This window comes from Zhaonella formicivorans, from assembly GCF_004353525.1.
In the GTDB taxonomy this organism is placed as follows: Bacteria; Bacillota; DUOV01; order DUOV01; family Zhaonellaceae; genus Zhaonella; species Zhaonella formicivorans.
Map to the genome: position 1 here is coordinate 2,529,950 of NZ_CP085524.1, position 12,428 is coordinate 2,542,377.

Annotated in this window: 11 protein-coding genes, 2 pseudogenes and 1 riboswitch; of the genes and pseudogenes, 6 read left to right on the top strand and 7 right to left on the bottom strand. The window is 44.0% G+C overall.

Annotated features, from left to right (window positions below; genetic code table 11):
* Positions 1–10 precede the first annotated feature (10 nt).
* The 3 genes from eam to rbr all read right to left on the bottom strand — a co-directional run bounded on the left by eam (position 11) and on the right by rbr (position 2,581).
* Entirely contained in the window at positions 11–1,318 is a 1,308-nt protein-coding gene (eam, locus tag EYS13_RS12390; RefSeq protein ID WP_227763139.1) for a glutamate 2,3-aminomutase, read from the bottom strand.
* A 101-nt stretch (positions 1,319–1,419) separates the two neighbouring features.
* A riboswitch (cyclic di-AMP (ydaO/yuaA leader) is annotated at positions 1,420–1,571 on the bottom strand.
* A 79-nt stretch (positions 1,572–1,650) separates the two neighbouring features.
* Entirely contained in the window at positions 1,651–1,983 is a 333-nt protein-coding gene (locus EYS13_RS12395) for a rubredoxin-like domain-containing protein (RefSeq protein ID WP_227763141.1), read from the bottom strand.
* Between the two features lie 64 nt (positions 1,984–2,047).
* Complete coding sequence (gene rbr, locus EYS13_RS12400; protein WP_277998202.1) at positions 2,048–2,581, bottom strand: rubrerythrin; 534 nt, start codon at positions 2,579–2,581, stop codon at positions 2,048–2,050.
* 174 nt (positions 2,582–2,755) lie between these two features.
* On the opposite strand from rbr, the gene EYS13_RS12405 reads away from it, so the two are divergent.
* Positions 2,756–3,715, top strand: coding sequence for a ferritin-like domain-containing protein (locus EYS13_RS12405; RefSeq protein WP_227763147.1), 960 nt, complete (start codon positions 2,756–2,758; stop codon positions 3,713–3,715).
* Between the two features lie 146 nt (positions 3,716–3,861).
* Complete coding sequence (locus EYS13_RS12410; RefSeq protein ID WP_227763150.1) at positions 3,862–4,335, top strand: hypothetical protein; 474 nt, start codon at positions 3,862–3,864, stop codon at positions 4,333–4,335.
* 35 nt (positions 4,336–4,370) lie between these two features.
* On the opposite strand, the gene EYS13_RS12415 is transcribed toward EYS13_RS12410, so the two are convergent.
* The gene (locus tag EYS13_RS12415; protein WP_227763152.1) at positions 4,371–5,093 is read right to left on the bottom strand and encodes a ferritin-like domain-containing protein; all 723 of its coding nucleotides are present in this window, start codon (positions 5,091–5,093) and stop codon (positions 4,371–4,373) included.
* Between the two features lie 134 nt (positions 5,094–5,227).
* Here EYS13_RS12415 and EYS13_RS12420 point away from each other — a divergent pair, with 134 nt between their 5' ends.
* The 4 genes from EYS13_RS12420 (at position 5,228) to EYS13_RS12435 (ending at position 9,566) form a co-directional block, all read left to right on the top strand.
* On the top strand, positions 5,228–6,145 hold the full coding sequence (locus tag EYS13_RS12420; protein ID WP_227763154.1) for a selenium metabolism-associated LysR family transcriptional regulator: 918 nt from the start codon (positions 5,228–5,230) through the stop codon (positions 6,143–6,145).
* Positions 6,146–6,303: 158 nt separating this feature from the next.
* Positions 6,304–7,308: a YeiH family protein gene (locus EYS13_RS12425; protein ID WP_423055352.1), complete on the top strand. Its 1,005-nt coding sequence runs from the start codon at positions 6,304–6,306 to the stop codon at positions 7,306–7,308.
* A 212-nt stretch (positions 7,309–7,520) separates the two neighbouring features.
* Positions 7,521–8,558: a GNAT family N-acetyltransferase gene (locus EYS13_RS12430; RefSeq protein WP_227763157.1), complete on the top strand. Its 1,038-nt coding sequence runs from the start codon at positions 7,521–7,523 to the stop codon at positions 8,556–8,558.
* Between the two features lie 201 nt (positions 8,559–8,759).
* Positions 8,760–9,566 (top strand): 4Fe-4S binding protein, encoded by an 807-nt coding sequence (locus EYS13_RS12435; protein ID WP_227763159.1) that lies wholly within the window; start codon positions 8,760–8,762, stop codon positions 9,564–9,566.
* Positions 9,567–9,778: 212 nt separating this feature from the next.
* On the opposite strand, the gene EYS13_RS16590 is transcribed toward EYS13_RS12435, so the two are convergent.
* The 3 genes and pseudogenes from EYS13_RS16590 to EYS13_RS12455 form a co-directional block, all read right to left on the bottom strand.
* On the bottom strand, positions 9,779–10,006 hold the full coding sequence (locus tag EYS13_RS16590) for a DUF5348 domain-containing protein (protein WP_227761721.1): 228 nt from the start codon (positions 10,004–10,006) through the stop codon (positions 9,779–9,781).
* 153 nt (positions 10,007–10,159) lie between these two features.
* Positions 10,160–10,962 (bottom strand): annotated as a pseudogene (locus EYS13_RS16595) (ExeA family protein).
* Positions 10,962–12,244 (bottom strand): annotated as a pseudogene (locus tag EYS13_RS12455) (transposase). The pseudogenes EYS13_RS16595 and EYS13_RS12455 overlap by 1 nt, the downstream one beginning before the upstream one ends.
* Positions 12,245–12,428: the final 184 nt, after the last annotated feature.

Sequence of the window (12,428 nt, forward strand, 5' to 3'; positions counted from 1 at the left end):
CTTTTATTGTCTAAAATTCTCGTTCCACATTTGGATATTCCATTACTTTTTTCTCCCAGGTACGGATGAGGACTTTGTTGCTGCCTGCGGAAATCAGGTATTCCGGCAGCATGGGAGTCTTGCCGTAACCAAAGGGCGCATTAATTATATAAGTGGGAATAGCCAGCCCGGAAGTATAGCCCCTCAGCTGCTCCATAATTTCGATCCCCTCTTCCACTCTGGTAATAAAGTGTTCAGTACCTTTGACCGATTTGGCATGGAAGATATAATAGGGCCTTACCCTAATCTTCAAAAGCGCATGGTTAAGCTTTTTCATCACATGGGCGTCGTTATTGATATTTTTCAGCAAGACAGCCTGGTTACCCAGAACCACCCCTGCCTTAATCAAACGATCACAGGCCTCGGCAGCTTCCCTGGTAACCTCCTGCGGGTGGTTAAATTGGGTATTGATATAGAGAGGAGGATGTTTAGCCAACACGTCACAAAGTTCGGGGGTAATCCTTTGGGGCATTGTCACCAAAGTCCTGGTGCCTAACCTCTTAATTTCCACATGGGGGATGTTATCCAGTTCAGTTAAAAGCCAGTCAAGGGTATCATCGGGTAAAAGCAGTGCATCGCCGCCCGTAACCAGCACATCCCTGATTTCCGGGTTCTGCCTGATATACTCCAGCGCAGCTTCAATTTGCTTCCGCGGCTTGTGTTGATCGGTTTCGCCGATATTCCTCCTGCGCTGGCAGTGCCTGCAGTACATTGCGCAGACGTTGGTAACATTGATGATCAGCCGGTCGGGGTAGCGGCGGGTTATACACGGGGCCGGCGAAGTGAATTCTTCGCCCATGGGGTCTTCCTTTCCTTGGGTTGACTCAAGTTCCAAACCGGATGGAACAGCTTGCAGGCTTACCGGGTCCAGCGGATTGGCGGGATCAATGAGGCTGGCATAGTAGGGCGAAACAGCCCAACGATAAGACTTACCTACATGGCTAATTTCTTGCTTTTCCTCTTTACTCAAACCAAGAATTTCACCCAGCGTTTCCACATCGGTAATCCGGTTTTGCATCTGCCATTTCCAGTTGCCCCAATCCTCCTCAGTCCCACCTAAGATGGACAATATTCTCTTTTTCCTGTCTTCCAGCTCCCGCTCTATTTCTAAGCCGCACACAATCTTGTCTTTAACCTGCAAGTAGTCGCTAATTCTGCTTTTAAGTTCGGCAGCTCTGCGTAAAGCTATTTGCCTTTTCTCCTCCTGGCTCAGTTCCGGTTTAACAAAGTGCAAATTCTTCTTCTCTGCTACGGTCTTAATACCTTCAGGTTGTAACATAGAAACGCTCCCTCCCTCATAAAAAATTAAACCCGGCAAGAACCGGGTTGTAGATAGGTACGCAAGAAGGAAGTGCTGCCTGAAAGCACACCAAGAAAACTTAACTCTCCTTCCTACGCTTACGAAGTTAGCTGACGGATTCGGGTCAGAAAGTAACCCTACCTATTTGAGTAGCAGAAGCACTGCTCGAACAGGATTCACCCCACAAGTTGGTTCCCCCGCTTCTTTTACAAGAATTCAGCGCTATAGAGTTAACACAGTCATATTTAGTTTGATGTCTTATTATACCAAGTATTTGTGTTGAAGTAAAGAAAAATTTGACTGCCGGTCGGCTAATTCCACTTGCCTTTGCTGATATGAGTCTGGATTTCGGCTTTAACCATCTGCTTCAAGATTAGCGCCTGTTCCTTGGCCCTTTTGAAGACGGTCAGGCAACCGGGGTCGAGGTTATCGTCGATCCCGGCAGTGGCAATCTCGATGATCTTGTCCAACTTAGCGGAGAGCTGCATGTGCAAATCATTGGAAAAACGGGAACGAGCTGTTTTTTCCACATCTGTTTGCTCTAGCTGCGCAAATTTTTCTTTCGGAGCGCCGCATTTGGGACACTTTTCCGGGGGACTATCTCCATCATGCACATAACCACATACGCCACAACGCCACATCATTTTAATTCCTCCCTACAAACCGGTATGGTATGTACCCTAATCTTCACATCCTATTTTTCCCTCTTTAGTAGTTTTCAACCATCACTTCGTAATAAGCCTGTGGATGGGCACAAGCGGGGCAAATTTCCGGTGCCTCTTTGCCTGTATGAACGTAGCCGCAATTGCGACACCGCCATTTTACCTCCCTGTCTTTTTTGAACACAGTGCCTTGCTCGATATTTTTCAGCAATGCCAGAAAACGCTTTTCATGTTCCGCCTCTACTTCGGCTACTTCGTGGAAAAAATCCGCTATTTCAGCGAAACCTTCCGCCCGGGCTTCCTCTTCAAATTTTTTGTACATATCGGTCCATTCATAATTTTCGCCTTGTGCAGCCGCCTGCAAATTAGCTTTGGTATCGCCAATACCGGCTAAAAATTTTAAGGCTCGCTTGGCGTGTTCTTTTTCATGATCCGCTGTTTCAGCAAAAATAGCTGCAATCTGCTCATAGCCCTCCTTCTTGGCCACGCTGGCAAAATAGGTATACTTGTTCCTCGCCTGGGATTCACCTGAAAAAGCAGCCATTAAATTTGCTTCGGTTTTCGTACCTTTTAATTCCAACTTAATTTTTCCTCCTTCAATTCACATACTTTGCTTCAATCCCCTCAACTAATGATAGAAACCATTCGCGATATTTATTACATTTCCTGCCCTTAACATGTAAATAATACATAACAAAACACCTCAAAAAACCTGCCTTTCATAGCGGAAAATTTTCAATAAGGAGCGTCAGCTATGGAGCTGAATTGTGAAGAAACAGTGCAAGATGGTATCTCAAGAGCCCCAGAGAAACAACCTTTTAACTGGATGCAGGAGGAATTCATTTCCGAACTCACCTCCATGTGGCTGTATCTGGAGTTTGCCTTTGCAGTCCCCAAGCAAGTCTATGAAATAACTTATTTCGGCCAAAAAAAAGACCTGCACCGGCAACTGCTTTGCCACGCCATTCACGAAATGCGCCATGCGGAAATGCTGGCCCGGATCATGCTGAAATGGGGTGGTAAACCAAAATGGCAGCTCAGCCGGTTGCCGCAGGCTGAAAGCTACCGGGATTTTCTGAACGCAGCAATGTCTAACGAGGCTAGAAATCTGGAAAGCTATCAACTGCGTGACACGGAAGTAGGCGATCATGAGCTGAAAGTGCTGCTGGCAAATTTGCTGCGGGAGGACAATGCCCATTTACAAGTTGACCAGGCAATTCAACAAGTATTGACTGCCCAGGGGGTGATCGATGGGCCACTGCCTCCGCCCCGTGGAAACGGGCAGTTCGGTGAGGATATTAAAAAGCTTGAACAAGCAGCCTGGTTGGAAATCAAAAGCATTTCCAGGCTAATTTATGCCTCGCTGCTTCTTGGTATGGATCAAAGCATCGCCCCCCGGGCCCGCGCCCTGGCTATCGAAGATATGCAGCATTTAAACCGTATTGCCCAGGAAATAACCACCACGGGAGGGCGGTTAACTATTCCCGGAGAGGTTTTGGAACTGGAAGAGTCCGATGATTTTGCCAAGCTTTTGCAGGACGTAATTGGCTTAAAAAACGACAAAGTCCGCACTTATAAGGAATCAAAGCCACAGTTTAACGTCCCCGGTGGAGGGCAGCTTCTGGGAACATTGCTTGCCAAAGAGGAAGAAAACATCGTTGACCTTGAGGCTTATCTGCAGTCTTTAAAACAGTACCCACTTACGGTGCACTAAATTTTTTCCCTCGGCAGGATTTTTTACCTTGAAGCACCAATTAATAATGCAGCAGTCTCCGGTCTTATAACAATATTTAAAATGCAGGCCTAAAACCGCTTCATTGTGGTGGATTGCCTTCTGCTGTATGGACGAGGTGGATCCTGTTGAAAAAAATAACTTTTAATTATTACTTGCTTTTGCTGCTTTTAGCCCCTCTGGCACCCCGTATTTTGCTGCTCACGAATAGCCTTTATCCGGGTTATTCATTGCCGTTAATAGGGGAAACTTTGCTGCTTGTGCTCCTGGCCGGCGGACTTACCTTTCTTGTGCTCCGGACAACAGGGGTGTATTGGGAGTTGGCCCTGGCAGGGCTATGGGCTTTGTGCCAGGCCCGCGTCCTGGACTTGGGACTCACACCTGTCACTTCGGCCTGGAAAGCATTCGACGCCGGACAAGGGGTGAAGTATTTAGGTGCCATATCCTTGGGCCCAAACTTATTAGCAGCGCTGTTTTACCTGGCCCTCCTCTTTGCCAGCATTAAAATAGCCCGGTTAAAAGGAAAACTCGCGGTGCAATTCGCCTTCCTGTCCCTTGCTTTTTACCAGCTAGGCTACCGCCTGATCGACTACAAATTTTAAAGCCCAGGGCTTCCTGGGCTTAAAACTCACAGTTTTTATTTATATCCTGGGTACTTGTAGGCAGGAGGTCTGTAATAGTCGCGATCGGAATCTTCAAGGGAATTTTCACTTTCAAGTTTTCCGAAAGCCGGTTCTTTGTAGCCAGGTTTATCGTCGTAACCCGGTTCACCTTCATAGTCAGGTTCACTGCCATAATCAGGCTCGCAATCGTAGCCAGGTTCATGTCCATAGCCAGGTCCGTAGCCGTAACCCGGCTTATAACCGTAATCTGGCTTATGGCCGTAGCCAGGTTTACAGCCTTCACCGGGATATTTGTGTCCATGCTCATGGTGGTGCATCATGGCGCAGCAGTGTTGATGCATTAGATACTGCAGATACATGGCATGTCTGGCTTCGTCGTGCATGGCATCAAAGAAAATATTCCGTAACTTCATATTTTCAGAGCATAGGTAGTATTCCTTGTACTTTTTGTAGGCGCCTGTTTCGGCATGAAATCGGTGCTTCAAGGCTTCTTTGTACCCTGAAACCATAGGGTGATGCTGCATTGGTGACGGCTGCTTGCCGGTCATTGCCCTGTAAACTTCAGTAAACTGCTCAGCATGACGGGTTTCATCGTCCGACATGCTGGTCAAAAGTTCTCGGGCTTCATAATCAGGCGCCATTTTTGCCATTTCCCGATAGTAAGCGGCATCATTCATTTCATCCATAATGGCGTGGTGAATTAAGTCGATCCAATCCCTCCGAGTATATTCAGGCATTTTCTTCCCCCCTTTCCTTATCATCTTATGCCTGAAGCAAATAACTTGACAAAAACCCTGCGGAGCATTTTAAAATTAAGAAAATAATTGAACGATCAAGCCGAAAAATTTATAATGCCATGGAGGAAAAGCCAATGGATGATCGTTTTTTAGTGTTCAAGACAGTGGCAGACAAAAAAAGCTTTTCCCAAGCCGCCAAACACCTGCATCTAAGTCAGCCTGCCATAAGTTTGCAAATCCAATCTTTGGAAGAATTTTACGGGACAAAGCTTTTTGACCGTACCAATAAGCGAGTCGTTTTGACTGAAGCTGGCAGAATCCTCTACGAATATGTAGAGCAATTTACCGAATTGCATGAACAAGCAAAAAAATCTATCAGCGAAGCAACAGGAATGGTAAAGGGGAGACTCCACTTGGGAGCTACTTTGACCATTGGGGAGTACCTGCTGCCAAAAGTCATCGGCCTCTTCGTAAAAGACCACCCTAACGTTAACTTCAGCATGGTAATAGCCAACACTGAACAAATTATGCAAAAATTACTGGAAAATAACTTGGATCTAGGGGTTATCGAAGGTCCCGTAGATCACCCCAATCTAATAAAGGAAGAGTTTTTACGGGATGAACTGGTTATAATCGTCCCTCCTGCCCACCCCTGGGCTAAAAGAAAGGAAATTGAACTGAACGAGCTCTTGCAAGAGTCTTTAATTTTACGCGAATCGGGCTCCGGGACCAGGATGGTCATGGAGGCAAGGTTAAAAGAAACAGGGGTTGATCCTGCTAAAATCAAGATAGCCATGGAACTGGGGAGCACCCAGTCCGTTAAAGAAGCTGTTTTATCCGGGTTAGGCATCTCTATTGTGTCAGCTTGCACAATTCAAAGAGAAATCAAATTCGGCCTTTTAAAAGTTGTCAGGATTAAAAATGTCCGGTTCCCACGTTCTCTGAACATCTTTTATAATAAAAACAAATTTCGCACTGTGACAGTTGATGCTTTTCTTGAACTGCTGCGTTCCAGCGCAATAAAAAAAATGTTAGAACTGCCCCTGGATTAACAGCGCCAAAATTTTGTATTATAAACTTTGCTTATGGACTTTATTATTATTTAATATTTTTTATTACACTTAATTAATGTTATGCTATTAACGACGACAATAAACTATACTGAACAGGAAGGACGTGTATAATGGAAAATAACGCAACTGTTGCAATGGTGGACAACAAAAAAAGCATCGCCCCCGGAGTATGTTTTTGTTTTGCTCTGGCTGTTATTGCCGCCTTTCTGGGACGCCAGTTTCCTTTAATCGGGGGACCGGTATTTGCCATTATTATAGGTATGATTATCCGCAATACAATGGGCGTTCCCGGATTCGCCGGCACCGGAATTGCTTTTACTTCCAAAAAAATCCTACAGTGGGCCATCATTGCCTTGGGCGGAGGTTTAAGCCTGGGCCAGGTTTGGCAGGCTGGCGCTGAATCATTTGCTGTAATGGTCACCACTCTCTGCTCGGCATTTGTCGCTGCTTTCACTCTCGGCAGGCTTTTTAACATACCCTGGAAGCTGACCAGCTTAATCGGTACAGGCACTGCCATCTGCGGCGGTTCAGCCATTGCTGCCGTTGCGCCTGTTATCGAAGCCGATGATACGGAAGTAGCCTATTCGATTTCCACCATCTTTTTGTTCAACGTAATTGCGGTGTTAATCTTCCCCCCTATTGGCCACCTCTTAGGTTTTGCCGACAGTTCCTTCGGGTTATGGGCCGGAACTGCAATCAACGACACTTCTTCGGTGGTGGCTGCAGGATATTCTTACAGCCAGGCTGCCGGGGAGTACGCCACTATAGTCAAATTAACCAGGACTACCATGATCATTCCCATTGCAGCCTTATTTGCTCTATTTACCGCTTTGCACAAGAGAAGGACAAACAGCGGTTCCGGAGTAGCATTTTCGCTGAAAAAACTTATACCCTGGTTTATCGTCTGGTTCCTGGTAGCATCACTGCTAAACACTGCCGGCATTATCAGCGGCCCCGGAGCGGATTACCTGACTAAGTTAGGCAAGTTCATGATTACCATGGCTTTGGCAGCCGTCGGCTTAAACGCAGATTTCCGCAAGTTTGTAAAAACAGGCGTCAAGCCCCTGCTTCTGGGATTGGCAGTTTGGTTCGTGGTGGCTGTTACCAGTTTAATTGTGCAGTCTTTGACCGGACAGCTTTAAAGACAGTTGTTAATTATTGGTTGTTAGTTGTTAGTTGTTAGTTGTTAGTTGCTAGTTGTTGGTTGTGTAGATGAACCCCCAGTTGCTTAGCAGCACCAGCAGCAAAATGAACATTATTTCAAACTAGCTTAGCCGTACATTGTGCGGTTTTTTTATTACGGCTGGCAAACACTCCTTTTTAAACATAAGCTGGTTAAAAAGGGGGAAAAAAGATGTCAGTTGAAATTATTCCGGTGAAGGGCTATCATGATTTTAAAGTTTTTTTGCAATTACCGCTGCTGCTGTACCCTGAAAATGAAAGGAGCAAAATACTGCCTCCCAGGGTACTTCAAGATAAATTTAATCCAAACCTAAACCCATTTCTCCGGCATATCGCCTGGCAGCCTTTTCTTGCTGTTCAGGGGGAGAATCCCGTAGGCAGGATAGTTGCATCCATAGATGAGCATTTTCCGAGGGAAAAAACAGGTTTTTTCGGCTTCTGGGAAACTATAGATGACAGGAAAGTAGCAGGCGCCTTGTTTCGGGCAGCGGAAGAATGGCTAAAACAAAGAGGAAAAGAAGAAATCATAGGGCCTGTGGATCTAACTCCCAGTGATAACCTGGGACTTTTAATCGAAGGCTATGCCTTACCTAATTATTTCTACCTGACTTTTAATCAACCTTGCTACCAAAAGCTAATCGAACAATCCGGTTATAGTAAATTTTTAGATTTGTTCTCCTACTCCTGGCAAAGCAATCAGCCCGTTTCCCAGCGCCTGCTGCGCATCAGCGCCCGTTTGAAGCGAGCTAAAAATTTGACCATCAGGCCAATCAGATATCGCAAGGCAGATGACGATGCAAAAGCATTCCTAAGCATCTATAACTCTGCTATGGTCCAAAACTGGGGACATGTCCCCTTAACTATGGACGAAGTCAAGTACATCATCACCATGCACCGCCGGCAAGTTAAACCGGAGTATTTCCTTTTTGCTGAAGCAAATGGGGTCCCGGCAGGCATGTGCATGGCAATTCCCCATCCCCCCACCCACTGCTTAAGGTTGGCACTCTTAGCAGTTCACCCTGAATTCAACCACCTGGGTATAAGCGCCATTTTGATTATGGAAATAATGCAGACTGCCCTCAATGCAGGGCTGACCTGTGCCGAGCTCTCTTATGTGGAAGAGCATAACAAAGCGGTCAATAAATTAATTCAGGAAGATATAGGCAGTAAAGCAGCCAAACGCTACCGACTTTATACAAAGAAGTTGTAAAGTGATTTTGTGCCGGGCTCCAAGCCCGGCATTTTTCTCAACCTGGATATAAAAAACTGTCGGAAACTGGAATTGGAGCGCCAATATAAATATTACCCCAAGAACAAATTCAGCTTGTCTCCTATTTACAGTTCACCACCCAAGAGTATATAATTATATCCGATTATTGTATTATTTGAATATATGGATAGGAGGTAAAGCATGAATAAGACACCGACGTTTTACATTAAAACCAACAGGGTCTTTAATAAATTTAAAAGGATTTCCTGGACCCTGGTACCCCTTATCGCCTTTGGGGGCCTCTTTTATCCCCGCTTAGGGTTACTTTTGATTCCTATCATGCTCTCACTTGTAACCCTGGGGTTTTTTAAAGGAAAATATTGGTGCGGCAACCTCTGCCCCCACGGCAGCTTGTTTGATTCAATTATTTTACAATTTTCCCCCAACAGTAGTATCCCTAAATTGTTTAAGTCCAAGACCCTGAAAGTGCTTTTCTTTATCTGGTATATGAGCATGTTTACCAGCAGGCTGATCAAAGTGTCCGCTCTCTGGGGCACCATGACATTTATCGATAAACTGGGTTTCGTATTTGCCGTAAATTATCTAATTCCGACTACTGTGGGAACTATCCTGGCACTCTTTGTCAACCCCAGGTCCTGGTGTTCTTTTTGCCCAATGGGCACCATGGAACAGCTGGCTTATAAATTAGGGAAAATAGCCGGACTCAATGGAAAGACTGACCAAAAGGTATCTGTGGCCGCAATAGAACAGTGTCACAAATGCGGCAAATGCTCCAGAGTTTGTCCCATGCAGTTAAAACCGTACCTGAATTTTTCAGGGAATAACCAGTTCGAAAATGAAAACTGCATCAGGTGTTCCACCTGTGTAGCCAACTGCCCCGCCGGAATCCTTTCCCTGGCTAATACCGAGCAGGCATTGTCAATCAAAGCCTCTACCAATAACAGCGGCTTTGAAAAACGCAGAAAAATTACGGCACTGCTGGTGTGAATTTGCAAATTAAAAGGGATGACATTTTGCAAAATAAAATGGATTAAAATTAGCTTGAATTTATCGGTTTTTGCGAAATAAATTAGCCAAATGGGCAAAATTTTTTCACATAGTCACAGTATTTTAGTTAAGATTTTTGCCAAAAAAAAAATGCAGCTAGGATGCCCCTAACCGCATTCTGACATATATTCCTCTGCCAAGAATCACTCTTTCTAAACCCCTCTTACACTGTACCTTGATGCCGGATGCAGATAAAACATAGAGTTAGCAAAGTACAATACCCAATCCCTATCTATTTCAATACGACAAGGCAAGAATGTTTCCCCAACCTTAATCTCAAAGCATTCCCCACAGTGTAGAGAGAAAGGTTCGTCGTCTATTCCATGGATCTCCCAACGGTCCTTTTGGCTAGAGTATAATAGTTTACCTTGTTTTAGCATTTTAATTTAAGCCTCCCTCCTCGGGCAGATGCCTAACAGTGAAGGATATGTGGCTTTGTCATATCATAAGCCTCACATACCATTTTCTTTAGCAGCAGGGCGAATTAATCTATCAATCTGCCCAGTTTTTTTAAGCAGCCGTAGTTCTTAAGTTTAAAGACCTGCTTCCTGAGCAGATTTAATTACCGCCTCTTCATCAATACATTCAAGTCTTTTCTGGCACCCATAAAGCAGGCAGTTAGTAGCTAAATTGTTGATGAGTCTTGGCCATCCCCTAGAACGGGTGGCAATAGCCTCCACTGCTTGTGGAGAAAATATTTCAAATTTAGCACCTGCTAACTCCAGGTGATGTAAGATATAGTTTTTCACCTCTTCTTTATCTAAGGGTGTGACCTTGTAACGCATGATAATACGCTGATTTAACGACTGATTATGGGATAAAGCTAAACGATCCAGTAGATAAGGCAATCCCGCCAATACCAAAATAAACGGATTATCCGAATCCATTGTAAAATTAAACAGGATGCTTAAGTCATTTAGAAACTTGTTGTTAGATAACTGCATTTCATCTAGAATAAATACAGGAGTTATCTTTTTTTCTTATAAAATAGGCTGGTTACTCCCTCTTGAATTTGCTTAAATAGATCAACTTTTCTAAAGGTAGGTTCTTCACCTAGCCCATAGCACAGTCCCCGGTAAAAATCCATCACCGTACCTGTAGACAAAGGAAAATAAATAACTTTGTAAAGTGAGGGATTTAAGCTTAAAGCAAAGTTTCTGAGGACAGAAGTTTTACCGGCACCAGGCTCACCCACTACCACCCCAATGCCCCTTGAATCTTTAAGGTAATTAAGCCGTGCCATTAATTCAGTAAAGCTTTTAGAGGGAAAAAGGTGCTTTGTCTCAATTTCTTTGGTAAATGGTTTTCTGCTTAGAGAGTAAAATGCTCTATACATTATGTTCCCTCCCTGGAATCATACATTTCCTGAAAGGATAGCGCGGCTTCTTCTTTTTCCTTTTGCCTTTTTTCCCTTTTAATTCTGGCGTTATCACTGTAAATTACAGGCAAAGCTTTGGCCACTTCTTTCCCCTCTACATAGATAAACACCTGTTCTAGTTTTTCAGGATCAAAACGAACCTCGATTTGTTGCCCAATAAACTGGGGAGGCACTTCAAAAAGCAAGGAATTAATTGAGATAGTGCCATCATGCTTAACCTTACGCTTTTCTCTTTTTAAGAAAAGGGCGTCCAAAGCTTTGGGGTTATCTATCATTTTTACCCGGCTAAACTGAGACATAAACATGTCTAGTGGGCTCATCTCAAGAGCGGAATGAACCTTTCGATGATAATCTTCCTCCAGCCAACGCCAAAAGGCTTGGTTTAAGGTCTCGATTGAAGTAAGAGCATCTTTAGTTAAAGTAGGCAAGAACCTCTGGCGTACGGTACCGAAAAAACGTTCGATTTTCCCTTTACTTGCCGCATCATAGGGTTTGGTATGAATTAAGGTGATACCTAACGAAGCACATGCTATGCTAAACTGGTCCGATTTGTATACTTTACCGTTATCCACATAGATCATCTTAGGAATGCCTCTACGTATTAATGCTTCTTTAAACACATGCTTTAGGGAATCAAATTTCTCGGATAAAACGAACTCAGCATAGGGAACAAGCCTTGAACAATCATCAATAAAAGCAAATAGATTTGTCCTAACCTTTTTACCGGAAACAATAATATAGGGGCCTACTGCCATATCGCCTTGCCAAAGTATGTTCACTTCTTCATAACTGAATCTTTTTCTGTCGGGAGATTTAGTTTCTACTTTCCCTACCAGCCCTTCATTTTTTAGAAACCTATATAGGGTCGAGTATGAGATATTTTGAGGCAAAAAGAGTGCATCTTTAACCAGTTTTTCATAAAACAACGTTACATTCAGTTCCCGATGTTCGCTACGCAAAGCCAAAATTTTTTCTTTCAATTCTTCGGGATGTTTCTTACAGAACCTTTATCAGACCGACCCTTAGGCTTTAATCCCTCAAAACCACATCTACGATATGCTTTAACCCAAAATTCTATCGTTTTAGGGGCAAATTCTTTTACGCCGTAGTGGGGCACATCATGGGGGTGACTAGCAATTTGAGCTAGATAGTCTTTTTGACTGGTAACCTGTCCATTTAAAATGGGCGCAATTAGGCCGTAACGAAATAGGGCAACTGCTTCTCTTTCTTTTTCATCCATTTTTTCTTACTCCTCATAATGTTTTTTGTAGCTAGCCGGCTAGAAACTCTCAAAAACATTTTAGAGGAAGAAAGACCGTGGCTCCACGCAAAAGTTATGTGGTTCAAGATTTAACTTAATTTTTAACGCTTTTTGTAGTAAAATTAATTTGCATTTGGTTGGGCCATGAACGCTCTTAGGAAGT